General features: G+C 56.3%; 20 protein-coding genes. 10 read left to right on the top strand and 10 right to left on the bottom strand.

Annotated elements, in window-relative coordinates; genetic code table 11:
• Window positions 1-92: 92 nt before the first annotated feature.
• The 5 genes from IIY41_RS02525 to IIY41_RS02505 all read left to right on the top strand — a co-directional run bounded on the left by IIY41_RS02525 (window position 93) and on the right by IIY41_RS02505 (window position 5377).
• On the top strand, window positions 93-1316 hold the full coding sequence (locus IIY41_RS02525) for a 6-phosphofructokinase (protein ID WP_009322279.1): 1224 nt from the start codon (window positions 93-95) through the stop codon (window positions 1314-1316).
• Between the two features lie 161 nt (window positions 1317-1477).
• Window positions 1478-1810, top strand: coding sequence for a P-II family nitrogen regulator (locus tag IIY41_RS02520; protein ID WP_009322280.1), 333 nt, complete (start codon window positions 1478-1480; stop codon window positions 1808-1810).
• A gap of 35 nt (window positions 1811-1845) precedes the next feature.
• Window positions 1846-3024, top strand: a complete 1179-nt coding sequence (locus IIY41_RS02515; RefSeq protein ID WP_050004789.1) for a cation:proton antiporter — start codon at window positions 1846-1848, stop codon at window positions 3022-3024.
• Between the two features lie 71 nt (window positions 3025-3095).
• Window positions 3096-3599 (top strand): hypothetical protein, encoded by a 504-nt coding sequence (locus IIY41_RS02510; protein WP_009322282.1) that lies wholly within the window; start codon window positions 3096-3098, stop codon window positions 3597-3599.
• Between the two features lie 863 nt (window positions 3600-4462).
• Complete coding sequence (locus tag IIY41_RS02505) at window positions 4463-5377, top strand: glycoside hydrolase family 43 protein (protein ID WP_009322283.1); 915 nt, start codon at window positions 4463-4465, stop codon at window positions 5375-5377.
• A 252-nt stretch (window positions 5378-5629) separates the two neighbouring features.
• Here IIY41_RS02505 and IIY41_RS02500 read toward each other — a convergent pair whose 3' ends face one another.
• The 7 genes from IIY41_RS02500 to IIY41_RS02470 all read right to left on the bottom strand — a co-directional run bounded on the left by IIY41_RS02500 (window position 5630) and on the right by IIY41_RS02470 (window position 15141).
• The gene (locus tag IIY41_RS02500; protein ID WP_009322284.1) at window positions 5630-6685 is read right to left on the bottom strand and encodes a Gfo/Idh/MocA family protein; all 1056 of its coding nucleotides are present in this window, start codon (window positions 6683-6685) and stop codon (window positions 5630-5632) included.
• Window positions 6686-6820: 135 nt separating this feature from the next.
• On the bottom strand, window positions 6821-8716 hold the full coding sequence (locus IIY41_RS02495) for a glutaminase domain-containing protein (protein ID WP_058723175.1): 1896 nt from the start codon (window positions 8714-8716) through the stop codon (window positions 6821-6823).
• Between the two features lie 33 nt (window positions 8717-8749).
• Window positions 8750-9613, bottom strand: a complete 864-nt coding sequence (locus tag IIY41_RS02490) for a carbohydrate ABC transporter permease (protein WP_050004784.1) — start codon at window positions 9611-9613, stop codon at window positions 8750-8752.
• A gap of 7 nt (window positions 9614-9620) precedes the next feature.
• A complete protein-coding gene (locus IIY41_RS02485; protein WP_172726133.1) occupies window positions 9621-10544 on the bottom strand; it encodes a carbohydrate ABC transporter permease in 924 nt (307 codons plus the stop codon).
• Window positions 10545-10708: 164 nt separating this feature from the next.
• On the bottom strand, window positions 10709-12043 hold the full coding sequence (locus IIY41_RS02480; protein ID WP_139056065.1) for an ABC transporter substrate-binding protein: 1335 nt from the start codon (window positions 12041-12043) through the stop codon (window positions 10709-10711).
• Between the two features lie 279 nt (window positions 12044-12322).
• Complete coding sequence (locus tag IIY41_RS02475) at window positions 12323-13369, bottom strand: response regulator transcription factor (protein ID WP_050004782.1); 1047 nt, start codon at window positions 13367-13369, stop codon at window positions 12323-12325.
• 20 nt (window positions 13370-13389) lie between these two features.
• Complete coding sequence (locus tag IIY41_RS02470; RefSeq protein WP_155202592.1) at window positions 13390-15141, bottom strand: sensor histidine kinase; 1752 nt, start codon at window positions 15139-15141, stop codon at window positions 13390-13392.
• Between the two features lie 307 nt (window positions 15142-15448).
• Between IIY41_RS02470 and IIY41_RS02465 the strand changes: the two genes are divergently transcribed.
• From IIY41_RS02465 to IIY41_RS02445, 5 genes are all read left to right on the top strand, one after another.
• The gene (locus IIY41_RS02465; RefSeq protein WP_287399553.1) at window positions 15449-18553 is read left to right on the top strand and encodes an alpha-mannosidase; all 3105 of its coding nucleotides are present in this window, start codon (window positions 15449-15451) and stop codon (window positions 18551-18553) included.
• A gap of 27 nt (window positions 18554-18580) precedes the next feature.
• The gene (locus IIY41_RS02460) at window positions 18581-19735 is read left to right on the top strand and encodes a Gfo/Idh/MocA family protein (RefSeq protein ID WP_287399551.1); all 1155 of its coding nucleotides are present in this window, start codon (window positions 18581-18583) and stop codon (window positions 19733-19735) included.
• Window positions 19736-20414: 679 nt separating this feature from the next.
• Window positions 20415-21140: an ABC transporter ATP-binding protein gene (locus IIY41_RS02455; RefSeq protein WP_287399597.1), complete on the top strand. Its 726-nt coding sequence runs from the start codon at window positions 20415-20417 to the stop codon at window positions 21138-21140.
• Entirely contained in the window at window positions 21133-22737 is a 1605-nt protein-coding gene (locus tag IIY41_RS02450) for a hypothetical protein (RefSeq protein ID WP_287399549.1), read from the top strand. Before IIY41_RS02455 ends, IIY41_RS02450 begins: the two co-directional genes overlap by 8 nt.
• A gap of 13 nt (window positions 22738-22750) precedes the next feature.
• The gene (locus tag IIY41_RS02445) at window positions 22751-23194 is read left to right on the top strand and encodes a PH domain-containing protein (protein ID WP_009322295.1); all 444 of its coding nucleotides are present in this window, start codon (window positions 22751-22753) and stop codon (window positions 23192-23194) included.
• A gap of 67 nt (window positions 23195-23261) precedes the next feature.
• Here the strand turns inward: IIY41_RS02445 and IIY41_RS02440 are convergent, their stop codons facing one another.
• The 3 genes from IIY41_RS02440 to IIY41_RS14125 are packed head-to-tail and all read right to left on the bottom strand — an operon-like array spanning window position 23262 to window position 25280.
• The gene (locus IIY41_RS02440) at window positions 23262-23588 is read right to left on the bottom strand and encodes a hypothetical protein (protein WP_287399547.1); all 327 of its coding nucleotides are present in this window, start codon (window positions 23586-23588) and stop codon (window positions 23262-23264) included.
• A 28-nt stretch (window positions 23589-23616) separates the two neighbouring features.
• Window positions 23617-25005: a DUF4368 domain-containing protein gene (locus IIY41_RS02435; protein WP_502709815.1), complete on the bottom strand. Its 1389-nt coding sequence runs from the start codon at window positions 25003-25005 to the stop codon at window positions 23617-23619.
• Window positions 25002-25280, bottom strand: a complete 279-nt coding sequence (locus IIY41_RS14125) for a recombinase family protein (protein WP_502709814.1) — start codon at window positions 25278-25280, stop codon at window positions 25002-25004. Before IIY41_RS14125 ends, IIY41_RS02435 begins: the two co-directional genes overlap by 4 nt.
• Window positions 25281-25517 lie beyond the last annotated feature (237 nt).

Below are 25517 nucleotides of genomic sequence, written 5' to 3'. Positions count from 1 at the left end.
AAAAAACAGGGCGGGCGTGCCGTGCGTCCGCGACAAGGGCGCGCTTTGCCGGAAAATGCCGGCCGGGCGCGGAACGCAAAGGAGTGGAAAAAATGGGTAGAAATGCGATCGTCGGGCAGAGCGGCGGCCCCACCGCGGTTATCAATTCAAGTTTGGTGGGTGTGTTCCAGGCGGCGAAAAGCCGCGGTGCACAGCATGTTTACGGCATGCGGTACGGTGTGAAGGGCCTGCTGGAAGAACAGGTGGTGGACCTTTCGGACACGCTGCGGGATAATCTGGACATTGAGATCCTCAAGCGCACGCCCGCCTCATACCTGGGCTCGTGCCGGTACAAGCTGCCCGTCCCGGCAGAGGACCCGGCTTTGTATGAAAAGCTGTTTGGTATTTTGAAAAAGCTGGATGTGGGCTACTTTTTCTATATTGGCGGCAATGACAGCATGGACACCATCTCCAAGCTTTCGGACTATGCCTGCATGACAGGCAGCGACATCAAGTTCATGGGCGTGCCCAAGACCATCGACAACGACTTGATGAACACCGACCACACGCCGGGCTACGGCTCCGCGGCCAAGTACATCGGCGCTATTATGAAGGAGATCACCCGCGACAGCCTGGTATACGGCACGCGCAACGTCACGATTGTTGAGGTGATGGGGCGTAATGCGGGCTGGCTGACGGGTGCGGCGGCATTGGCCAAAGCGGAGGACTGCGAAGGCGTGGATATGATCTGCCTGCCGGAGGTGGCCTTTGACATCGACCATTTCATCGAGCGGCTGGACGTCCTGCAGCGCGCCAAGGCAGGCGTGGTCATCGCGGTGTCTGAGGGCGTGCGCGTACACGACGGCCGTTATGTATGCGAGCTGACGGAAGAGCTTGGCCCGGTGGATGCGTTCGGGCACAAAACGCTGACGGGCGCGGCGCGCTTTCTGGCGAACAAAGCCGTGCGGGAGCTGGGCTGCAAGGCACGCGCCATCGAGCTTTCCACCCTGCAGCGGTGCAGCAGCCACATGGCCAGCCGTGTGGACATCACCGAGGCGTTCCAGGTGGGCGGCGCGGCGGCCAAGGCTGCTTTCGAGGGGCACAGCGGCGAGATGGTGGGCCTGCGCCGCCTTTCCAACGACCCGTACCAGTGCACCACCGAGCTGCACGATATCCATACCATCGCGAATTTTGAAAAAAAGGTTCCGGGCGAGTGGATCACACCGGACGGCGTAGGTGTGACACAGGAATTTCTGGCATATATGCGGCCGCTCATTCAGGCGGAGCTTACCCCTATTTATGTGGACGGCCTGCCGCGCCACATTTATATCAAATAGGACACGGCATCAAAAAACAGGCGCGCCGCATACAAAAATTTGACTTGCGGCGCGCTGTTTTTGCGCCTGTACGCGCCGCAGCCCTTTTTTTTTGTGCGGCAGAGTGCTATACTGATAGATGGAAACAGGGATAAAGAATCGGAAGGGGTCAGACCGGGAATATGAAAATGCTGATTTTTGTGCTGAACCGGGTAGAAAAGCTGGAGCCTGCACTGAATAAGCTGGAGCATGCAGGCCTGCGCGGAGCGACTGTGCTCTCCAGCCGGGGTATGGCCATGACGTTGGACAAATACTGCGACGGTTCGTTTCTGGGTTCGCTGCGGGCCATGATGGAGCCGGACCGTGAGGAGAACCGGACGGTATTTATGGTGTTGAAAGACGAGGATGTGGAGCGTGCCGTTGCCGCCGTGGAAGAGGTGGCGGGCAGCTTCAATACCCCCAACAGCGGCATCGCGTTTACGCTGCCGGTGGATTTTGTGAAAGGCATCCAGTAAGGGCAGCCCCTGCGGACGTTATGGTGTGAGAGACAATGGAATTGGGTACGCTTTTTAACTTTGCGATCCTGCTGTTCTGCGGCTTGATCTTCGCAAAGATTATTCGCTATTTCAAACTGCCGGACGTGACGGGCTATCTCATCGGCGGGCTCATCATAGGGCCGTCAGTGCTGGGCCTGCTTTCGGCGGACGCGGTGGCCGGGCTTTCGCTCGTATCGGACGTGGCGCTGGGCTTTATCGCATTTTCCATCGGCAGTGAGTTCAAGCTCAGCTATTTCAAGCGTGTGGGCATGACGCCCATCGTCATTGCCATATTTGAGAGCTTTGTGGCTGTTTTGTTCGTGACGCTGGGGCTGGTTCTCAGCGGGCAGACGCTGCCGTTTTCATTGGTGTTGGGCGCTATTGCGGCGGCTACCGCGCCTGCAGCCACCATTATGGTCATCAAGCAGTACAGGGCCAAAGGGCCCGTTACCGAAACGCTGCTCAGTGTTGTCGCCATCGACGACGCTACGGCGCTCATTGCATTCGGCATTGCTGTGGCCGTGGCGCAGACGCTGACCAGCACGGCGGACGTTTCGCTGGTGCTGAGCATCTTGAAGCCCGTGCTGGAGATTGCCGAGGCGCTGCTGGGCGGCGCGCTGCTGGGCGTGCTGTTCACTGTGATGCTTCGGTTCTTTAAGGTACAGTCAAACCGCATGGTGCTGGCCATCGCTTTTGTGCTGGTGACGAGCGCTGTGGCCAACGCGCTGAATATCTCGGCGCTGCTGACGACCATGGCCATGGGGGCAGTGTTCGCCAATTTGTGCAAAAACTCGAGCGAGGTCATGTCCTTATGCGATCATGTGACGCCGCCTGTTTTTATGATGTTTTTTGTGCTTTCCGGCGCGGGGCTGAATTTGGCGATATTGCCGTCCATCGGCGTTGTGGGCGTGATCTATGTGGTGCTGCGCGTGATGGGAAAAATGGCGGGCGCATGGTTTGGCGCCACCGTTATGAAGGCGGACCACAATGTGCGCCGCTGGCTTGGCCCGGCGCTCATACCGCAGGCGGGCGTTGCCATTGGCCTTACCGTGGTGGCGCAGCAGGTCGTACCGCAATATGCCGAGGTCGTGCGCGCCGTGGTGCTGTGCGGTACGCTGATCTATGAGCTTGTGGGCCCGGGTGTCGCAAAATGGACGCTGCAGAAGGCGGGAGAGATCGAGCCGGGACAATAACGGGCAAGGTGCGGCCTGTGCGGCCGCGCCGGTAAAGTGCGACAAGCAAATACCGGGGGGAGCGAAAGAAAATGAAACCCAGACAGGCCTTTGATGCAGAACGGGAGGAGGCCGCGGCCCTGCCGCGGCCGGCGCGCCGCGACCCGGCGCTTGCAATGGCAAAACGCCAGGTGCTTGTACTGCTGGGCGCGTGGCTGGCGGTGCGCGCGCTGCTGATGCCCGCGGCGCTGCTGGCAGGCCCGCAGAACGCGGATTTTTGGATCAGCGGAGCGGTGGGGCTCGCCGTCAGTGTTCTGGTAGCCGCGTTTATTCTTTCCGGCATGCGTGCGCTTGCGGGGCTTGCCATGCTCGCCATGGCGGTGTCGGCTGTGCAGACGGTGCCCGCGCTGCTGGAATATTTTTCTTACGGAGGAGGCCCGGCAGCCTATGCGGCGCTGTTTCTGGCAGGGCAGGCAGCACAGCTGGGACTATTGGCCTGTCTGTTTTTCCTGCCCGGTGCGAAGCTATATTTCAGTGTGTGCGGGCGGAACGGAAAAAACGCTGAACAATTACCAAAACCCGGCCCGCATCTGTAAGCGGAATCGGGTAAGACTGTTTTTTGAGCTATAGCGAAGTTGCAGCGAACCGATACGGAATAGCCGGGGAGGAAAGCACCGTCAAACGCTCTGTCTGCATTGTTGTCTTGCAGGCAAAGAGACGAATGGATTTTTGCGTTTGAAAAATGAGGGGAAGTGCAGCTGCAGGACACGAAGGGAACCGATACACAGCGGTTGCTGTCAGGCCAAACTGATCGACCGATTGGCCGCCAAAGATGTTGGGGAGTACCGAATAGATTCTCATAAACCGGGGGAAACCCATTCTGAATTTTTTATTGCTCCGCAATAAAATTTATCGCGCCAGCCACAGCCGGGAGAGTGGCCCAAATGGCCTGAAAACAATTTGCGGCTATTTTCGAAATCAAGAGTCTGTTTAAGCCAGGGAAAATTAACGGCATGCGAAACAGCAAGGGAGTTTTGCGCAAAACAAAGATTTGGCGCAGGAATATTGAACATAGGTTATGAAAATAAGCAAAGCATGGCGGAAAAGGCCCCACAGATCGGGTATGTTGGCACTTTTCGAATAAGGCTGAGTCGAAGCATGGAAAAGACAATTTTTCTATATAGGTTTTTTGAATTGTTTTTGCGGTATTTTACATGATACAATCAAAATCGGAAAAATAGCTCATGATCTTTCCGAACATAGAATTCCATATCCAGCGCTCCTATTTGGGCCGACAAACAGAGCCGTTTTTTATCGACAGAAGATGCTGCCAGAGCCAGCAGAGCAAACGCCGAGCCGTCTTCCGCCGGAAAGACAGCAGCGGCGTTATAATGGGCAGGGCCGCCGAAGGCATGGGAACATTGGAAATGATTTTTTAGGGCAACGAGGAGAATCCGATATGCAAAAAACAATTCGACTGCCGTTCCCGGCCGCCGACCCATTCATTCTGTGCGCTGCGGATGGGCGCTATTACCTCTACTGTACGAGCGAGGACGGCAGCGGTTTTCCTATCTACACTTCCGAAGATCTGCAGCTCTGGGAGCGTTGCGGCACCGCTCTGGGCAAAGAAACCTCCCGCTGGGGCGTGGGATGCTTCTGGGCACCGGAATGCTATGAGATTGACGGCATATACTATCTGTTTTACAGCGCAGACTGGAAAGTAAACCCCACCGGCGCTTTGGAAAACTTCCGCATCGGCGTGGCGCGGGCCAGCACCCCGTCCGGCCCCTTTACGGATATTTCCGACCATCCGATTTTTGACCCCGGCTACCCTATCATTGACGCGAACGTATTCGCCGAAGATGGGCGATATTATTTGTATTACTCCCGCTGCTGCTACGAGCACAAGGTCGACGGCCTGGAGGAGAGTTGGATCTATGGTGTTGAGCTGGCTTCGGATTTTTCCGGTGTGAAGGGAGAGCCTGTTTTGCTGCTGCGCCCCGAGCAGGAATGGGAGGGACGCAGCGCGGCGGCTACCGGCCGGCGCTGGAATGAGGGTTCTTATCTGATGAGGCATGAAGGCCGGTATTACATGACCTATTCCGGCAATTTTTTTGCAGGGCCGGATTATGCAGTGGGCTATGCTACTTCAGCGCACCCATTAGGCCCGTATGCCAAAGCGGAAGAAAACCCTATTCTGGAACGGAGCCGTCATGTTACGGGCACCGGACACAGCTGTATGTTCCGCACTACGGATGGTACCCTGATGATTTGCTATCACGGACGGACCAGGGCAACCGGCCGGGACCGTATCGCATTTATCTCTCCCGCGCATTTCACGCCGGACGGAAAGCTGATTGTTGAAACCGAGTAAAATACGGGAAACCGCATGCGGCTCTTTTTCGGCTTCGTGAGCTGTCCCCTGTCCGCGGAGGCAAGAGGGATATCCGCAATAAAAAACGGGCCGCCTTTCTGGAATTAGAAGGGCGGCCCTTGCTTTTGCATTATGGCAACACCGCACAATTCACGGCTGATGCCTTAAGGGTCGTCTCGCTTGCAGATTTTCCGGCAGCTGTCACAAAAATCTGCCGGCGCGATTCGACACTTAGAATTGTGCGGTATTGCCTTATATTTCTTCGTCAGCCAGAGCCTGTGCCTTTAGGCAAAGTTCGGCGGCCTTGAAAGCATGCTTCTGTGTCATGGCGGTCTCGGTCCTGTCGATACAGTCCCGGATCAACCGGGTGAAAAAGGGAAACCCCACCTGTCCGGTGGCATCAAACCGAAATTCTCCCTTCCGGTTGGCCCAATAAACCATGTTTTCCTGCTTTTTGTCAGCGGCCAGATCAATATATTTGCGCAGTTCAATATAACCGTCAGTGCCCAAGATGAAGGTGCGTCCATCTCCCCAATTGCGCAAACCGTCCGGTGTGAACCAGTCTACCCGGAAGTAGCCGGTCGCGCCGTTGGAGGCGGCAGCTGTACATTCGCCGAAATCTTCGAACTCCGGGTGGCCGGGATGGGCGTAGTTGGCTTTGCGGGAAAAGGTGATATCAGCATCTTCCGCTCCGGTAAAATAGAGGAACTGTTCCAATTGGTGGCTTCCGATATCACAAAGAATGCCTCCACAACAGGCCTTTTGGTAGAACCAATCCGGCCGGGCGTTTCCCAGCCGGTGGGGGCCAAAGCCCTCCATATGCAGAACACGTCCAATCTCGCCCCGGCGAATCAGCTCATCGGCAAGCGTTGCAGCCTCGTTGTGCAGTCGTTCGGAATAATAGACCATATATTTCCGGCCGGTTTCCACCACGGCACGCCGGGCTGCGGCCAGCTGGTCCGGCGTGGTCATGGGGGCTTTGTCAACAAAGTAGTCCTTGCCTGCCGCCATGACGCGAAGCCCCAGCGGACAACGTTCGCTGGGAACCGCGGCGCTGACGATCAGGGAAATGTCGTGGGCATCCAGCAGCTCATCCAGACAGGATGCAGCATGAGCCTGCGGAAAGGCACTTTGGAATGCGGAAACTTTCTTCAAGTCCTCATCCCACACGCCCACCAGCTCCGCTCCGGCGTCCAGCAGGCCGTTCACCATGCCGTAAATATGTCCATGGGCCAATCCGGCCGCAGCAAACCGAAATTCTCCCGGCAATACTGTGGGGGTGGGCTTCGGGGGCAGATGCAGTTCCATTTTATAGCATCTCCTTTGCATTTTGCGGGGAAGGGGGGAGCTGTTTCCTCTCGGTCCCCGCCCTTAAGGCTTCAAACGTTTAAGACGCCGCCGCACAGAACAGCTGTTCTGTGCGGCGGCTGCTTTTTATGGATTTCACAGCATCAGTGCAAAGATGCCGCCCTGTACGCTGCGGGCGATAAAGGCCACATAGCGTCCGGTTTTGGTGTCGTACCAATCGGAGAAGGGGACGCGGGATGTGGTTTCCCGCAGTTCCTTCGCAATGGGCGCGATCAATGCGGTGCGAACGGCCGCGTCGTCCGCCATGCGGGCCGTCCAGCAGATCCAGTCCGACTTGGTATAATCGGCGCGGGAATCCAGCGGCAGACCGTAGGTGTTGATGCGGGGCAGGTAGCTGGCAGTCTCCGCCGCGTAAAAACTCTCCGGCATTAGGCCGAGACCCAGCACCTTATCCCACAGCAGGTTGTATTTCATGCTCCAGCCCTGGCCGTCCAGCGTCAGAGGCGTATTGCCCTTGTCGCCGATTTTCTCCAGCAGATGCTCCGCCATGGTCTTAGCCTGTTTCGCATAGGACTCCTCGCCGGTCAGGCGGGCATAGCAGGCCACGCCGATGATGGCCTTGGCGGCCAGGTTCACGTTGTGGGCCAGATGCCCGGCAAAGTCATCGGTGCAAAGCTGTTCGTCGGGGTCCTCCCCGTATTTTACAAGGTACTGCACCCAGGTGTCCAGCAGGGAGCGATACTGCTTGGCCAGCGCGGGGTCTGCGCCAAAGGCGCGGCCTGCCTCCAGCATGATGAGCATATTGCCGCATTCTTCCACCGGCATCTGATAGCGGACGTCCCACACATCGGTCCCGGCGGGATAGAGGTAGTAGGGCGGATAGCACTCCCCCTGACCGACGTGCCTGCGGGCGGCATAGACCTGGCCGGTGGCCAGAGGATAGCGGCCCACATCGTGGGGGGCAAAATCCTCGGTCCACACCGGCATAGAGGCAAATTCCAACACGGGCCGGCACAGAGCGTTGACCAGCTCCGGGCAATACTTCAGAAAAATCGGGATGGAAGGATAGCTCACATCCACGGTGCCGATGCAGCCGTTGGAGTCGTTCTCCTTGGAGAGAAACGCCATCTCGCCCGCCGGCGTGGCAATCAGCTTGTGGGCGGCAAAGGTGTGGCGCCACGCAGCGTTGACGAGCCGCTCGTAGTCCTCGCCCGCCGCGCTGCGGGCATCCTCTGCCAGCCGCGCGTCCAGCCGGGTGCAGTCGTTCAGGATCGTGTCAAAATGTTCCTGCACACAACGGATCGCATCGGTGATCTGCCGGCCATCCCGGCGGTACCAGGGCTTGCACAGATCGCCGAAATAGTTGATAGAGGCGATGTCATCGTAGGCGATGATGAGCTGCGCGGCAGGGCCGCCCGCTGAGAGAGAACAGCAGGTCTGCAGGCCGTCGCCCACAAGCGTGGTCTCGCCGTCGGCGCTCAGGTACAGATAGCCCCAGTCGATGGTCGAATGGTCGGCGGAGTGGCTCAGCGGCTTCTGGGTAGTCTGCCCGCACCAGGCGGTATTTTTGCCGTTGAGAACAAAAGACGCGCCGGACATGGCGGGGCGGATATCTCCATCATAGCACAGCCGGTCGGACAGATGCAGTTTCACACGAACGTCATGCTCTGCGCCATCCAGAGAAACTGCGGACAGCGTCACCAGGGTGACGGGCATGCTGAGCAGATCCAGATCCTGCGGAAGAGCCGGCGAAGCAAAACAGGTCTCAAGCCGCACGCCGGCAAATTCACTGGTAAAACAGGTACGGGTGGCTGTCACCTTTAACTCAGTCAGGCCGGCCTCGGGCTCGGGGCCCGCACCGAGAAACCGGCAGGCCACGCCGTCTACGGTCAGCACGCCGCGAATCGGCTTTGCGGGGCCGCTCCAGTGGCAGGCGTCTGTTTGGGTCATGGTGTCTGCGGGCATCCAAATGGAAAGGTATGGGTCGGACGCCAGCAGAGGGATTGCAGGGAGCCGGTCAATACAAGGCATAAAATGTGCCTCCTTGTCTATCGTTGATGAGAATCAGCCTTTCAGGCCTTGGATGGAGATGCCTTCCACCAGATTTTTCTGGAAGAAGAAGAAGAGGACCAGTATCGGCACCAGCGAGGCGGCGGACATGGCAAAGGTAGCGCCGTAATCCGACATGGAGCTGTCGTTGAACATCTTCAGCGCATATGCGACGGTGTAGGTTTCCGGTTTGTTCAGGTAAAGCAGAGCGCCCATGAAATCCTCCCAGCTGGACATGAAGGTCAGCACGGCAACCGTTACCAGCGAAGGCACGATCATGGGGACAATGATACGGAAAAATACACCGTACCAGCTGCATCCGTCGATTTTGGCCGCTTCGTCCATATCACGGGGAATGCCGCGAATGAACTGCATGATGAGGAAGATATTGAACCCGCTGGCAAAGAAGGAGGGAACGATCATGGGAAGATAGGTACCCACCCAGCCCATGCTGTTGAACAGCACAAAGCGCGGGATCATCATAACCTGGCCGGGCAGCATCATGGTGACGACCATCAGCACGAACCAGATATTGCGGCCCTTGAATTTGATACGCGCAAGGCCGAAAGCGACAAGCGCGGAGGAAGCCATCATGCCCACGGCAGACAGAAGCGCTACCAAAAGTGAATTTGAGAAAAAAGTTGTGAACGTATAACCTCCGAAGCCTTTCCAGCCGTTGATATAATGCTCCAGTGTAAAGTTTTCGGGGAACAATGACGTAGCGGTGGAAAAAATGTCACCGTTGGGTTTAAAAGAAGAGGCCACCAGCCACAGAACCGGGTACAGCATCAGGAAGCTGACGACGATCATCAGAGCGTGGTAAAAAAAGGTGCCGAGCTTGCGCTGTGCGGAAAAGCTATGTGTGATAGATTTGATCATCTCTGTTTTACCTTCCTTCCGATTCATAATAAACCCAGGCGCTGGAGGAGCGGAAAATCAGAGCCGTAAAGAAAGCGATGATCAGCAGCATGAACCAAGCCATGGCGCTTCCGTAGCCCATCTCGAACTGATTAAAGGCTTTGTTGTACAGATGAACTCCATAATACAGCGTGGTGTTCAGCGGTTTGCCCTTGGTGATCAGGTAGCTGGAGTTGAACGCCTGGAAAGCGCCGATCACCTGGTTGATGAGGTTGAAGAAGATAATGGGGGTCAGCAGAGGAAGCGTAATGGAAAAGAATCGGCGCACAGGGCCGGCGCCGTCCACGATGGCGGCTTCATAATAGCTTGACGGGATGTTTTTAATGGCCGCCAGAAAAATCAGCATCGAAGAACCGAACTGCCAGACGCCCAGCGCAATGAGCGTTCCCAGCGCGGTTTTGGGATTGCCAAGCCATGCCGTATCATCCGAAAGGCCGAAGAAGCCCAAAATTTGATTGATGACTCCCTTGGGTGAAAACAGCTGCTTCCACAGCAGAGCGATGGCAACGCTGCCGCCCATCAGCGAGGGGATATAGAACGCCGCGCGGTAGAAACTGGTCACGCGGGTCGCACGGGCCAGGACCATGGCTACAAGCAGGGCAACCGTCAGTTTGACAGGTACTTGGATGAGGGCAAACTTGAAGGTTACCTTAAAAGAGGTCCAGAACAGCTCGTCCTCAAAAAACATCTCTTTGAAGTTTGCAAGTCCCACCCATTTGGGGTCGGACAAGACGTTGTACTTCGTAAATGCCAGATACAGCGAGGTAAAGAACGGAATGGCGGTAAATACGACGAGACCGATGATAAAAGGAAGGATAAACACGTACCCCGCCACATTGTCCCGATCCAGCAAAGTGCCGCATTTGTGTTTGAGACCGGTGTTTTTCGTCATGACAACGGCTCCTTTCACAGATTTTGGGGAGACTTTAAGAAACGCGCCGAAGGAGCTCCCTTCGGCGCGATAGAGCATCGTATCTTTGTATACCGGTCCGGCCTTATGGAGAACGCCGGACCTGGATGATGCGGCTCAGACGCCTTTGGCCTTGTAAAGGCCGTTTATTCCGCAGCCAGAATCGCGTTTGCTTCATCCATGAACTGCTGGGCAGCCGTTTCCAGATCGGTGATCTCGCCGTAGCGGACCTGATCGGAGTACTGAGTCAGTAGATCGGAGACTTTGCTGTGCGCCGCAGGATCGGGATTCATCAGCGGGGAAGCCATCTCCGGCTGGCTGACATAGTCGATGAACTCAACAACTTCCTCGCTGACGTCATCCAGCGTAGGAGCAACATATTCGCGCATCTTGGAGGAAATGGGAACCGCGCGCTCGATGCCGACAATGTCGTAGCAGGCTTCATTGTTGGCAAAGAAGTTGATAAAGCGGATCGCGGCATCTTTCACGTCGCTGTCGGCGCCCACGCACCAGAACATGGCGGGTTTAAGGTAAGTAGCAGAAGCGGTGGCGTCGTCGCGGTTGGGAATCATGACCATGCTGATATCCTTACCTGTGGCATCGCGGTACGCCTGCAGCTCGTTGGAGTTCTGATAGCGGCTCCAGGAATCCGATACCATGGAATCAAAGGCGGTGGTAGCAGTCTCTTCGCCGATCATCAAGCCCCAGCCTTCCTCTTGAGACTGTACGGCCAGCTCCCACATATCCACGACATACTTTGGATCGTCAAAGCCCAGCGCGGAGGCATCTTCGTTGTAAAGGTTCAGGCCATAGTTGCGCACGATAAAGCGCAGGTTATCGGCAGAGCAGCTCGTCACGAACGTGTCGCGCAGGCCGGTGGCCTCGTAGACTTTCTTGGAAACCTCGATATACTCGGACATTGTGGGATTCATCGGCAAGCTCAAGCCCAACTCATCCAAAATGTCCTTGCGATACAGCATAACAGGCGCATTCGTACCAGTAGAGATCGCGTAGACTTTGCCGTCCACTGTGCCGGAGTCCAGAATATTCTGCTCTACGTTGCTCATATCCAGGCTGCCGTCGGCAATATAGCTGCTCAAATCGGCGGTAACGCCGTTTTCTACATATTCCGCCAGCTTGGCGTAGTCCATCTGGAACACGTCGGGCGTCTGACCGCCTGCAACCTGAGCGGGAAGCTTGGTCCAGTAGCCGTCCCAGTCGGAGTAGTCCATGACCACGTCGATGTCGGGATTCAGCTCCTCAAATTTTTCCAGCATCTCAGTCGTCATTTCATGGCGCGTCTGAGAACCCCACCACAGAACGTTCAGGGTGGTCTTGCCTTCGGCGCCGGATGCGGTGTTGGCGCTGGTGCCGGTACTGGCAGCGGCCTGTGAGCCGCTGGAGGCAGAACCGCTGCAGCCGGTAATGACGCCGGAAAGCATCAACGCGGCGCACAGGGTAGCGATTATTTTCTTCTTCACTTTAGAGAGCACCTCCGTATGATTTGTGATATAGGGATGAGCGGAAACACAGCCCGCTCGCGGAAGATGCGTTTGGCTCATCTCTATTCGCGATATCCATATTATAGCGGTGATTTCCCTAAAACTTAATTCATATTTCTGATTTTTTTGTACGTTTTTTCGGGTTTTTGTCTTGCCTTTTTGCCCGGCGCCCCCAAAAGGCCAAAGAAAGAGCGCGCCATACTTTGGCCCCGCCTGAACGGATCCTGATATGCTTTTTGGGAAAGGCGCGGTTATCCCTTACTCCGGCCTGCCCGGCTGTTCATCCAGAAAACGGCGGTAGTCTTTAGGCGTTGTACCGGTATATTTACGGAACAGCTGGCTGAAATAGTGGGGGTTATCGCCCAAACCAACTTTCTCAGCAATCTCATAGCTGTGAAGCGAGCGATCTGCGCGCATCAGCGATTTGGCATGCTCCATGCGTATGCCCAACAAATAGCTGCTGAACTTCTGCCCCATGGCACGGGTAAATTCACGGCCGATGTAGTCCGCGTTCATATACACGACTTTGTCCGCCAGATATTGTAAGGAAAGCGACTCGTCGGCATAATGGACACTCGTATAGGAGATTATCTGTTGCACGAAATCGTTGCTGCGAGCGGCGCTCCCTTCCCTGCGCAGCCGCAGCAAAGTACGGCTGATGAGTTCCTCCAGAGACCTTCGGTCATGCAGGGCGTCGGTAATAATGTTCATGCCCCATTCAGCCTGGCCCGCGCCCATGCAGCCGATCACTACGGCAACCAGCGTTTCCTGCAGCAGGCTGGGATCCTCCACTGTTTTGACAAGCTCTCCGACCTGCTTTTCCAGCTGTTCAGCATCCGCCTCGCTCTCCCGCAAGGCATTGAAGCTGTCTACCAGCGATTTGATGCGCTGACGCCGCTCTTCATACAGATAAAGCACCTTTTTCCGCTGCCGGTCGACGGCTTGGCAGGCGCGCAGCAACGCTTCCTCCATCTCTTTCTGAGAGCAGGGTTTAAGCAGATATTCGATAACGCCGTATTTCAGCGCCTGCTGTGCATACTGAAAGGTATCATGGCCAGAGAGGATCAGCGTTTGAAGCATGGGGTGCAGCGTCACCGCACGCTGAACCAATTCCAGCCCGGTCATGCCCGGCAGCCGGATATCGGTCAGAAGAATATCCGGCATATCGTCGGTCATGCTGTCCAGTGCTGCAATTGCATTGGGACAGGAGGCCGTCAGCTTAAGATCCAGCTTTTCCCAATCAATAATCCGTTCCAGCCCTTCACGGATGATAGGCTCGTCATCTACCAATAGCAGTTTATACACGGTATCCTCATTTCTCTATTTCATGCTTTGTTATGCGGCTCGGGCCGGGTATCCGGCAAATGAACGATAATTTGTGTTTGGCCCTCCTCACTGCAGACACGCAGCCCATACTGCTCGGAAAAGGCGTGCTGTACGCGCTTGTGGATGTTGCGCATTCCAATGCCCAGCCCCTCCGGCTGCACCTCGCCGCTTTCCAGTTTGTTAAGAATGTCTTCGTCTGTACCAGGGCCGTTGTCCTGCACGATAATATCCACACCATCCGCCGTTGCAGCACCGCTGACACGAATGACGCAGACGTCCAGCATTTTTTCGGCAGCATGGTGAATGGCGTTTTCCACCAGCGGCTGGATGGTCATGGCCGGAATCCGGCAGGTTAGGATATCCTGCGGAAAATCATACTCCACCTGCAGCCGTTCGCCATAGCGGATTTGCTGGATACTCAGGTAATCGCGCGTGACCTGTAAGTCCTCGGATACGGTAATTACATCCCGCTTGTCATTCAGGGAGGAACGCAGCAGCTTGCCCAAAGCGTTGGTCATCACTGCGATGCGCTGGTCCTCCAGATTCTGGGCCAGGCAGTAGATGGATTCCAAAGTGTTATATAAAAAATGCGGCCGGATTTGGGCACGCAGCTGCTGGATCTGCTTTTCCTGCAAAAGATGACGCTGTTCTTCTTTTTCATGGTTGACTCGAGTCCATACGCGGGTCATCCAATCAAAACCGCGGTGCAGGTCGCCAATCTCGTCCAGCCGCCCCTGATATGGGCTGTTATGGGTGGTGATTGGCTCTCCGCTGATGGCAAAGGCGTCAAATTTCTGCAAAAGGAGCTGCAGATCGTTCAGAATGTTATCGATCAACCCGGTGCTGACGGCCAATGTTAAAAGTACTGCGGCAAGAATGCAAAGGATGGTAACGCTGACCGCTACCAGCGTGGTGGCCCGGATGCCGCTGTAATCCACTAATGTCACATACTTCATCCCATTGCTGGACGTGTAACGGACACAGAGCATCGGCTGGCCGTCCAGCTTCATATAGGTGTAGCCGTCTTCGCCCACACCGAGAGTCTGGATGGCCGCGTCGCTGGCGTACAGACAAAGCCCGTCATTATAAACAGCGCACCGCGGCATCACGCCCATCTGTGCCATGCTGTGGTTGTATTGCTCCACCAGTGCGGGGAAATCCACTTCGATCAGCAGGCAGCCCAGGGTATCCAGGTCCATATCCTGCATTTCACGAATCTCCCGTACAAGAAACAGACGGGTTTGCGCCCCCTCTTCCGTAAGCCAGACAAAACGCCCCCGATGGTTGACAGCGGCGGTGATCCGTTCTTCTGTCAATTCGTCGCTGCCCGCAGATGCTTCAAAAAAGTGATTGTAAGAATTGCCCCTGCTGGTTTTTAGCTGAAAGCTGACGGCGTTCGAAAACCACAGGCTGTAATAGGCCACCCGGTTTGCGACCTTTGTCTGAGCATTGATCCACGTCAGTGTGCCGGGGGCTGCCTCCTTTATGATGGACAGGTTTTCCTGAAGGGCAGTATCTGTCAGGATGCGGTAGCTGATATCCTCAAAGTTCATCAGTTCGTCCTGAATCTGCTCTGCGAACAGGGAAATCATCTGAGCGCTGCTTTTGTAGAGCTGTCTGTCGTAGGCTCGAAGCGGGATATAGAGGGTCACGATGGCGACAATGCCGACCGGCACAATGCCAACCAGCAGAATCAGCAAAAACTTTGCGCGTAAGCGCAGATTCTGCCAGAACCGAATCAATTTTTGCATAAACTTCTTCCTTTTTATATTAGGATAAATAAGCGGGTATATCAATGTCAATTCAGATTTTCGGTTTTCTGTTCATTTTTTCGAGCCTTTTCGCATCCTGCTGCCCAAAAGCATGCCTCCGAAAGACAAAGTCGAAATTTTGTCAACAATTTACGAATTTGTGAATTGTGTATCCCTATAATCTCCTGTATGCTATGCCCGGAGAGGTTTTATTGAATTTAATATGTAAATTGTATCATATCAGAAATCCGCTTTCCAGTGTCGGAAGGCCTTTCCGTATCACACATATCTTAAGGGGGAATACGCCATGTCTTTGCTTCATTCCGAATACAGGGATCGGCTGGCCCATTGGCAGCGTGTCTTGGCCAGCGATTTTTACAGTCCGCTTGAAAGCATCCAATTTGACGGTTTTACCACCATACGGCATCTTACGCCCGGCCAGGCCGCGCAGGGACCGTTTTGCCCGATGGAGGAAGGAATGGCCTGGGGGCACACTTGGGAATATATGTGGTGCCGCGCCGACATCACCTTGCCGGAAGCGGCAGCCAACAAAACGGTTGCCATGGAGCTGGACCTTGGAGGCGAGGCCACGCTCTTTGTGAACGGAAAAGCGTTTGGCACCCGCCGGGCCGAATGGGTCAGTGTACCGCACCATTATATCTGTGACAATATTTTGACCCATTGTGCCCAACCGGGGGAGCGTTTTTCACTTCTGTTTGAGGTGTACGCGGGGCATTATTTTCCGGATGTGGGAGGCTGCAGCACAGGACCGGTGCTTCCCGGAACTTTGCAGGACCCTGCGGCGGAAGGCTGCCGCAGCCGGATGGGACGCAATACCTTTGGCATCTGGAACGAAAATGCTTACCAGCTCTGGATGGATGTTTCCACTCTGTCCATGCTGATGGATGAGCTGCCGGAAGATTCGCTGCGGGCTTCACAGATCGCCGACGGCCTGGAGCGGTATACGCGCATCGTCGATTTTGAACAACCGGCTGAAACGCGGGACGAGTGTTACCGCCAAGCCCGTGCCTCGCTGCGGCCTCTGCTGGAATGCCACAATGGTTCCACGGCACCATTGATGGCGGCAGTGGGCAATTCTCATCTGGATCTGGCTTGGCTGTGGCCTATGCAAGAGACTCACCGAAAGACGGCGCGTACATTTGCCGCCCAGCTGCGTCTTTTGGAACAATATCCGGAATACCGCTATATCCAAAGCCAGCCGGCCGCCTACGAGATGTGCCGGGAGCATTACCCCGAGCTGTATGAACGCATCCGCAGCGCCGTCCGGTCCGGCCGCTGGATCGCGGAGGGCGCCATGTATGTGGAACCGGATACCAACATCCCTTCCGGCGAGGCGCTGGTGCGGCAGCTGGTGTTTGGCAAGCGCTTCTACCGCGATGAGCTGGGTATTGACAGCCAGGTCCTGTGGCTGCCGGACACGTTCGGCTACTCCGCGGTTCTGCCGCAGCTTTTGGCAGGCTGCGGCGTTCGGTATCTGGTTACCCAGAAAATTTTCTGGAGCTATAACGAAGGCGACCCGTTTCCCTATCATTACTTCAATTGGAAGGGCATGGACGGCAGCCAGGTCGTGTCCTTTCTGCCTACCAATTACACCTACCGGACCGATCCGAAGGAATTATGCGGCGTTTGGAAAAAGCGGGTGCAAAAGCGGCATCTGGAAGATTTCCTGATCCCCTTCGGTTACGGAGACGGCGGCGGCGGCCCGTGCCGGGACCACATTGAGTATGCCCTGCGGGAACGCGACCTTGAAGGGATGCCCAAGGTAGAGATGTGTTCCCCGCTGGAATTCTTTGAGGCCCTGCAGGCCAAGGGCGGGCCTCAAAACACCTGGGATGGAGAGCTGTACTTCAACGCTCACCGCGGTACATACACCACACAGGCTTCTGTGAAGAAAAACAATCGCCTCAGTGAGCGCGCGCTTCACCACATGGAATTGTGGGGTGCATTGGCGGCGCGGCACGGCCACCCATATGATGCCGAACAGGCGCGGAGGCTATGGAAAACGCTGCTGCTCAACCAGTTTCACGACATTCTGCCGGGGTCTTCCATTGCCAGGGTATATAATGAAGCGAACCAGGCGCTTGAAGCGTTACAGCGGGACGCGCAGACGCTGTGCACCGACGCCCGCCGGGCCTTGCTCCGCCCTGTGAAACAGGACGATGCCGTAACGGTCTTCAACGGCTTGAGCTTTGCGCGCGAGGAACTCGTTGCTCTGCCCCGGGCTTTCGCGCACGGTGCGCAGACTGCCGAGGGTGAGCCGGTTGCAGTGTGCGGCACGCAGGCGTTGGTAACGCTGCCCGCTCTGGGGGCGGTGACGTTGCTGCCCGCAGGGGGCGGCCAAAGCCAGCCCAGGGCGTTTGCAAAGCAGTTGGAGACTGGCGTCCTTCTGCAGAACGAACGCGTGGCGATGCAGGTGGACCGGCAGGGACATGTGATCTCCTATACGCTGGATGGGCGTGAGATGGCGGCGGGCCGTCCGATGAACGTCCTGCGGATGTACAAGGACGTACCCCGCATCTTCGACGCATGGGACATTGACAGCAACTACCGCGAACAAGAGGCCTGCACCGCACGGGCCGACACGCTTGAACTGCTGAAAGAGGAAGGCTTTTCCGTCTCAGTTCGCTGGACCGGGAGCATTGGCCGCTCGGCGGTTACGCAGGTCATCACCCTGCGTACAGGAAGTCCGGTGGCGGAGTTCGACACCACGATTCAATGGCGGGAGCTTCACCGTCTGCTGAAGGTGGAATTCCCGGTAGACGTGCGGGCTGAAAATGCGATCCATGAGATTCAGTTCGGCTATGTGGAACGTCCGACGCATCGCAGCCGCGGCTATGACCAGCAGCGGTTTGAGGTATGCAACCACCGTTACACGGCCCTGTGCGATAACAGCCATGGATGTGCGGTTTTGAACGACTGCAAATACGGCGTCGGAGTAGAGCAGAACAGCATTGAGCTGACGCTGCTGCGGGCTGCGGCCTCTCCGGAGATGGCCAGTGACCAGGGGGAGCATCGCTTCCGCTACGGGTTTACGGCTTGGAGCGAGAGCTTTGCACAGGCGCCTGTTGTACAGCAGGCGGCGGCCTTCAACGACCCCGTCTGGCTTGAAGCGGGAAGCCTGCAGGCCTTTTCTGCCTTTTCCACCGACGCGGCGAACGTTGTCATCGACACGGTGAAGCGGGCGGATGATGAAAGCGGAGATTTGATCCTGCGCCTGTACGAAAGCAAGAAGGCTGATACGTATTTCCACATCCGCTCCGATCTGCCGGTGGAGACGCTGATACCCTGCGACCTGCTGGAAACGCCTGTCGGCAGGGCCGCAGCCTTGAAGGCCGAGCTGCACGTCCGGCCCTTTGAAGTGAGCACCTACCGCATAAAGCTGCGGGAATAACCAATTGGAAAGAAGGAGAAGATTGCTATGTCAAAAACAAGGCCGCGCGTTGTGCTTGTAGGGGCGGGCGGATACGGCAGGCTGTATGTAGAAGCTCTGACGTCTCAGGATATGGGGGCGGAGCTTACGGCCATTTGTGATATTGATCCCAATCTTGCAGAGCGCGTGCCGCAGATACGGCAGCGGCAGATCCCTGTTTATCCTACTCTGGACGCATTTTTTGCCAAAGACAGCGCCGATTTGGCGGTGCTCGTATCGCCGGTGCATTTCCATACCGATATGGTACTTTCCTGCCTGGAGCATGGCGTGAACGTTTTGTGCGAGAAGCCGCTCTGCCTGACCGTAAAGGAAGCCGCCGCCATGCAGGAAGCCAGTAAAAAGACGGGAAAATTCCTTTGCATCGGCTATCAGCTCAATTACCGCCGGGACGTACAGGCGTTCAAGCGCGATATTTTGCTTGGGCGTTTCGGCAAGGCAAAGCACATCGCCGTCTACCATGGCTTCCGCCGCGGCGCCGCTTACTATGCACGCAACAATTGGGCCGGGCGGATCACCTGCCAGGGGCGGGAAGTATTCGACAGTCCCTTTACAAACGCGTGTGCCCATCATTTTCAGATGCTGACCTTTCTGCTGGGACCGACAATGCGTACAGCCTGTGACATCGAGAGCGTGCAGGCGGAGCTGTACCGCGCGAATCCCACGATTGAAAACTATGACATTGCCGCGCTGCGGTTTCAAACGGCACAGGGGCTGCCGCTCCTGTACTATACGGCGCACCCGATCCGCACAGAGTTTTGGGGGCCGGTGGGCGTGTTGGAATTTGAAAACGCCACCATCACTTACACCCGGGAAAAGCCGGTATTTCGCGGAGTGATGGCGGATGGAAGCGCCTTTGATTACAGCGGCGTGGCCCCAGGCGCCGATATGCAGAAGCTGATGGATGCGATTCAGGCGGTTGACAGCGGTGACCCGCCACTTTGCGGTGTGGAAGCGGATCTGCCGCATATCCACGCGGTACGTCTGGTGCAGCAAAACCCTATCACTCCGGTGCGTTCCGAGCTGGTGCAGCCGGTGCATACGGATACGGATGATTTCTATTGTGTTAAAAATCTGGAGCAGATGCTGGTTCACTGTGCGGAAAACCGGGCATTGCCCTCCGAGCTGGGGATTCAGCTGGGTTGACAGCGCGCCATTTCAACAATTTACAAAGGCAGGCCCCGTTTGGCCTGCCTTTGTAAATTGAGACACAGATGCCACATGAAATTTCATTCCAGGTTTCTTGATTGGGTGAGTCGGAGAGCGGCCGGGCAGGGGCGGGACAGGATGAACTTGTCCAGCCCCTGCTCGGCCGCTGCCTATGTGACCTACCCCTGGCTTTGGCAAGTATGAGCCGGGCGCGTACCCGTTTGTCGGGCTGGCCCGCATGTTCCACGGCATCGGCGCCATGAAGAAAGCTATGCGGTTGGCCACGGCCCCTTCTTCTGGTTATTTGCGAATGTATGTGTGAGCGCCAGGAATAAAATATAGAAAAACGCCGAGGGAAAATGTAGGCTTGTAGCGGAGGCGAAGGGAAAGGACAGCTTTCCGATCAGGGGATGAAAGCTCCCCGATGAAGAACTGAATATGGAGAATCACCTGTTTGACACTGCCGCTGCGGTATAGCGGAAGAACGGTGCGGGTAACTCTGCTGCCTGCGTCTTCCCAAAACAGTATATCCCCATATTTATAATGCGTCTTTATCGTGCAGCACCTATTGACAGGTGCGGGTTTTGTGTTATACTACATTTAGAAATTCATCTAAATGAGACGCGGCAAAATGCCGCGCCTTTTGTCCGCACAGCCGGACGGAACGGAGGGTATCATGCTGACCATCACCAACTTTTCAAAAACGTATGCAGGCGGCAAAAAGGCTGTTGACAATTTGTCGCTGACCGTCAATGCAGGCGAGATCATGGGCTTTATCGGCCACAACGGCGCAGGCAAGACCACAACACTGCGCGCCGTGGCGGGCATTTTGGATTTTACCGAGGGAGAGATCGTCATCGACGGGCATTCCGTAAAGGACGAACCCGTGGCGGCAAAGCAGGTGACGGCGTTTTTGCCGGACAATCCGGATCTGTACGAATTTTTGACGGGCATCAAATATCTGGCTTTCATTGCGGACATCTACGGTATCTCGAAAGACGTGCGCGAAGAGCGTATCCGCAAGTATGCGGATGCCTTCGAGCTGACGGGCGCGCTGGGCAGCCCCATCGGCGGATACAGCCACGGCATGAAGCAGAAGCTGGCTGTCATTTCGGCGCTTATCCGCGCGCCGCGGCTGCTGATTTTGGATGAACCCTTTGTCGGGCTGGACCCGCAGGCCGCGTTCGTGCTCAAGGGCTTTCTGCGCGAGATCTGCGCGGCAGGCGGCGCGGTGTTTTTCTCCACGCACGTACTGGAGGTAGCGGAAAAGCTGTGCGACCGCATTGCCATTATAAAAGGCGGCCGACTGGTGAAAATGGGCACCACGGCGTCCGTTGTTGGAGATGAGAGTCTGGAACAGGTGTTCCTGGAGCTGGCGCAGGAGGGCGGTGCATATGCGTAAACTGTGGGTGCTTTTGAAGCTGAATTTCCGCGCGATGCTGCGGGCGTTTTCGTTTCGCAGCGGAGCGGGCAGCAGCAAAAAGAAGGCCGCGGGCGGCCTGGGCGCGCTGCTGCTGATGGCCTTTTTGGCGCTGTACCTTTCCGGCGTGTACAGCTTTTTGCTGGCCTCCATGCTGGCGGAGGTGGGCATCGTGGAGATGGTGCTGCCTTTGATGGCGCTGATGGCCTGCGTGATGTCGCTGATGTTTACATTATTCGCAGCCAGCGGTCTTGTGTTCGGCGGCAAGGACAGCGATATCGTGCTGGCGCTGCCGGTGCCGGCCTTTACCGTGATGCTGAGCAAGATCCTGGCGCTGTACCTGGAAAATCTTGTGTTCTGCGGGCTGTGGATGCTGCCCACAGGCGCGGCTTATCTGGTGTATGCGGGGCTGGGAGCGGGGCAGGCTGCGGGCTTCTGTGTGCGGCTGCTTGCCGCCGCATTATTTTTGCCTTTGCTGCCTTCCGTTTTGGCATTGCTGGGGGGCTGGGTGATCGCCTATTTTTCCGGCCGTATGAAGCACAAATCCCTGGTGGGCACGGTGCTCAGCATCGTGCTGACGGGGGTGGTGCTGGTGGGGAGCCTGCAGATCAATGCGTTGGCGGCGGCGCTGCTGCAAAACATCGAGGGCGTGCGGCGCACGCTGCATACCTGGCTGCTGCCGCTGGGCCTGCTGCTGGACGGCCTTGTGGGCAGCTGGGGCGCGCTGCTGGGCTTTCTGCTCATCAGCCTGGCGCCCTTCCTGGCGCTTGTCTGGGGTATGAGCACGCAGTACAAGCGAATCCTGTCCAGCCTTGCCAGCCATGTGACGCGCAGCGATTACAGGCTGCGTGAGGTCAAGGCCGGAGGCCGGTTTGCGGCGCTGTTCAAAAAGGAATGCGGCCGCTATTTTGGCACCACCATCTATTTGCTGAACACCGGGATCGGCGCGGTGATGCTGCTGGGCTTTTCGGTATACGTGCTGTTCGTGCGGGGACAGGCGGCGCTGCTTGTTGCGCAGATGGGCGGCGTGCAGGCGGTGGCTCCCATGCTGGCGGCCGTTGTCTGCCTGATGCAGGCGACAGTGAATCCCGCGTGTGTCTCTATCAGTCTAGAGGGCCGTACGCTGTGGATTTTGAAGGAAGCGCCCGTCCCGCCCCGTGAGCTGTTTGGCGCAAAGGCGTTGGTGAACGTGCTGGTGTCCGACGTGCCCGCGACGCTGAGCGTGCTTCTGCTGTGGTTTGGGCTGGGCCTGTCCGCGCCGGACGCATTGGCGCTGCTGGCACTGTGTGTGTGCATGGGACTGTTCATTCCGGTGGCGGGGCTGGCCGTCAACCTGTGGCTGCCGCGTCTGGATTGTGAAAACGACACCATTGTGGTGAAGCAGTCTGCCTCATCAATGATCGGCATTTTCGGCGGCATGCTGGTCGTGGGGCTTGGCGCACTGCTGTGGGCTGTTGGCGGCAAGCTGCTGGGCTTCGTGTGGTTCAGCCTGGCCGCGGCCGCGGTGCTGCTGGCGGGCGCGGCGTTGGGCTGGCACTGGCTGTGCGGTTCCGGCGCGCGTATCCTGCAGAAGCTGTAAGGAGGCGGGAACAGTGGCGGAGAACATGAAAAAACGGGAGGCGCGGATACAGAAGGCCGGCGGAGTGATCGGCGGCGTGATCGGCATTGCGTCCATCGTGTTCGCCATGGCCGTCGTCGTGTTTTCCGGTGTGAGTGTAAAGCTCACCGGAACGGCGCTGGAGCTTTCCGGAGGGATCGGGGACAGGGCGTCTATCCCATACACGGAGATCACCGGCGTGGAATGGCGCGATGTTTTTGACAAGGGAAGCCGTACCTGGGGGACCGGGACCGGAAAAATATCCAGCGGTACCTTTACCAATGATGAATTCGGCGCATACCGGCTGTACCTCCACAACCGTGTGCGCTGCGCCGTTGTCGTGCGGCACGGAGCGGATGAGACCACTGTATTCAACGGCGAAACAGAGGAAAAGACAAAGGAAGTTTATGAAGAGCTGGCATCGCGCGCAAAGACATAATCCGGTGCGGCGCTCACCAAAAGGCCCGGCGCAACAGCGCCGGGCCTTTTGGCGTTCTTCCACCCTGTCAGAGCTTTTTTATCTGCCGAAGCGTAAAAACAGCGTCGCCCGCAAGCCAGCCGGTGAAAGGCAGCATTCCCATGGTACACCCCTGCGGCCAGCCGTAAATGCCGTGCAGATCCAGCACGCGGGAAACATAGACCAGCGCAGCGGACAGCGTCAGGGCGGCCGCCAGGCGGAATACCGCGTGCCATTTCATGTCGCGCCTGACGGCCTGCTTTTCCTGTGCGGAAAGCGCCGCCGCCGCCGCCACGGCCTGCTCGGCGGAAAGCCCGTCCTTGCAGAAAAGCTGCAAAAGCGGACGCCCAAGCAACTCGGAGATGGGCTGGAACAATACAATATCCGGATAATTCAGTCCGGTATCACACAGGCAAAGACACCGGGTCGGGGATAGAGGAACGGCTGAGGGATTGGCCGTCTAAACGGCCAATAAAGCGGTAAAAAATTTCGACTTCCTGCTGGCGAATGCCATCGGGTCCCACCTCAGCCTCATGGACAAGGATCTTGTCAATAAGGGCATTAAGCAGTTCGGCGGTCAGTTCCGTGGGAGTCGCATATTTCTCCACAATGGCCAGCCATTTTTCGGCGTTGTTCGCCGCTTGTTTTTGCAGTGAGAGTTCCGCCTTGAGGTCCTGTATCCGGATCTCCAGCTGCTGTTGTTCTGCTTGGTATTTCTCCAGCAGCATGGTGAAATTGCGTTCCGTGATTCGGTCTGCAGCCCGATCCTCATACATGCGTGTGAACAGGGAATCTACATCACTCCGACGCTTTTCCAGACGGTTGAGTTCTGTCAGTTTTGCTTTGGTCTGTGCTGTGCACTCGCCCCCAACATTGTCTTTCACTTTCTCCAGCAGCCGTTTGCGATCTATTTGCGCCTGTCGGCACCAGTATTGGAGACGGGAAAGCACATAAGCGTACAGAACATCATAGCGAATATAGTGAGAGGAGCACCAACCACGCCCATGCTGTGAGTAATAGGTACAGGAGTAATAGCTGTACGGCGTTTTGTTCTGCCGGTTCGTAGCGAACCGCATCGACCATCCACAGTCCGCGCATCTTACCAGCCCTGCAAAAATCTGCGTGACCGCGTTTTTCTGGCTTCTGCGTCGCTTCGCGCTCAAGTCCTGGACACGGTCAAATACATCTCTGGAAATAAGCGCCTCATGCGTTCCCTCGACCCGTAGCGATTGTTCCTGTGGCTTACGGATACGCTTTTTGTTTTTATATAAGATGTTTGTTTCTCTGTAATGGATGGTGTTTCCAATATACGTCTCATCCTTGAGGATGCTCTTGACCTGGGCGATCGTCCATGCATACTTTTTGGACTCCGGCGCATTTTTGTAGATATTCGCAAAATTCCCGTACCGCTGGTAATTCAGCCAGCTGGGAGTGGGCACCTTTTCCTCTGTCAGTATCCGTGTGATTTTCGCCACACCGGCCCCGTAATAGGCAGTCTCATAGATTTTTTCCACGATCCACCTTGTTTCCTCATCGGGGATGATCCGGTTCTTGGCAGACGGGTCTTTTTTGTATCCGAGGATGGCATATGCGCAGACACGCTCCTTGTTTTTGAATTTGGTGCGTAACGCATCCTTCACTTTTCGGCTGGTGTCCTTTGCGAACCATTCATTGAACAGGTTTTTAAAAGGAACGAAATCACTGAGAACTTTTTCCGTATCCTCATTCTCAGCCACCGCAATGTACCGAACGCGCTTTTCCGGGAATATGAACTCAAGGTAGTAATCCATCATGATGTGTTCACGCCCAACCTGCTGAGATCCTTTGTGACCACGCAGTTGACTTTCCCGAGTTCGATATCCTTCATCATACGCCGGAAATCTGGACGCTCGAAATTTGTACCGCTCCATCCATCGTCCACGTATTCGTCCACGACATGCAGACCGTTATCCTGTGCATACTGCTGTAATATGGCACGCTGCGTTTCAATGCTTACGCTGTCGCCGTAGGTTTTATCGTCACGGCTCAGTCTTAGATATAATGCTGTATTGTAGATAGGCTGTTTCAAAAAAGAACCTCCTTCGATGTGAAACAACCCGCGTTTGGAAATTTTCCTGCACCCACAGCATACCACAAACACGGGCTGTTATCCAGCTTTATCGTTTTGCCCCCATACCCGATTTGCCGGACAGAAAAACAATCTGTATAATGGAAAGGGGTAATGAAAAATGTCAACCAAAGAACGAAAGCACCCAGCGCCGCCGCGTTACGATGAGGCCTTCAAGGCGGGGGCAGTGCGGATGGT

The sequence above is a fragment of the Ruthenibacterium sp. genome, from assembly GCF_017421385.1.
Classification (GTDB): Bacteria; Bacillota; Clostridia; order Oscillospirales; family Ruminococcaceae; genus Ruthenibacterium; species Ruthenibacterium lactatiformans.
The sequence above is the reverse complement of the archived record's forward strand: the minus strand, read 5'-3'. Positions and strand labels throughout refer to the sequence as shown.

What these genes read in the sequence shown, in the direction of transcription:
- IIY41_RS02505 (WP_009322283.1), top strand. Translation starts at nt 4,463, where the DNA reads ATGCAAAAAACAATTCGACTGCCGTTCCCGGCCGCCGACCCATTCATT.
- IIY41_RS02500 (WP_009322284.1), bottom strand. Translation starts at nt 6,685, where the DNA reads ATGGAACTGCATCTGCCCCCGAAGCCCACCCCCACAGTATTGCCGGGA.
- IIY41_RS02515 (WP_050004789.1), top strand. Translation starts at nt 1,846, where the DNA reads ATGGAATTGGGTACGCTTTTTAACTTTGCGATCCTGCTGTTCTGCGGC.
- IIY41_RS02490 (WP_050004784.1), bottom strand. Translation starts at nt 9,613, where the DNA reads ATGATCAAATCTATCACACATAGCTTTTCCGCACAGCGCAAGCTCGGC.
- IIY41_RS02470 (WP_155202592.1), bottom strand. Translation starts at nt 15,141, where the DNA reads ATGCAAAAATTGATTCGGTTCTGGCAGAATCTGCGCTTACGCGCAAAG.
- IIY41_RS02460 (WP_287399551.1), top strand. Translation starts at nt 18,581, where the DNA reads ATGTCAAAAACAAGGCCGCGCGTTGTGCTTGTAGGGGCGGGCGGATAC.
- IIY41_RS02520 (WP_009322280.1), top strand. Translation starts at nt 1,478, where the DNA reads ATGAAAATGCTGATTTTTGTGCTGAACCGGGTAGAAAAGCTGGAGCCT.
- IIY41_RS02465 (WP_287399553.1), top strand. Translation starts at nt 15,449, where the DNA reads ATGTCTTTGCTTCATTCCGAATACAGGGATCGGCTGGCCCATTGGCAG.
- IIY41_RS02455 (WP_287399597.1), top strand. Translation starts at nt 20,415, where the DNA reads ATGCTGACCATCACCAACTTTTCAAAAACGTATGCAGGCGGCAAAAAG.
- IIY41_RS02450 (WP_287399549.1), top strand. Translation starts at nt 21,133, where the DNA reads ATGCGTAAACTGTGGGTGCTTTTGAAGCTGAATTTCCGCGCGATGCTG.
- IIY41_RS02510 (WP_009322282.1), top strand. Translation starts at nt 3,096, where the DNA reads ATGAAACCCAGACAGGCCTTTGATGCAGAACGGGAGGAGGCCGCGGCC.
- IIY41_RS02435 (WP_502709815.1), bottom strand. Translation starts at nt 25,005, where the DNA reads ATGATGGATTACTACCTTGAGTTCATATTCCCGGAAAAGCGCGTTCGG.
- IIY41_RS02485 (WP_172726133.1), bottom strand. Translation starts at nt 10,544, where the DNA reads ATGACGAAAAACACCGGTCTCAAACACAAATGCGGCACTTTGCTGGAT.
- IIY41_RS02525 (WP_009322279.1), top strand. Translation starts at nt 93, where the DNA reads ATGGGTAGAAATGCGATCGTCGGGCAGAGCGGCGGCCCCACCGCGGTT.
- IIY41_RS02495 (WP_058723175.1), bottom strand. Translation starts at nt 8,716, where the DNA reads ATGCCTTGTATTGACCGGCTCCCTGCAATCCCTCTGCTGGCGTCCGAC.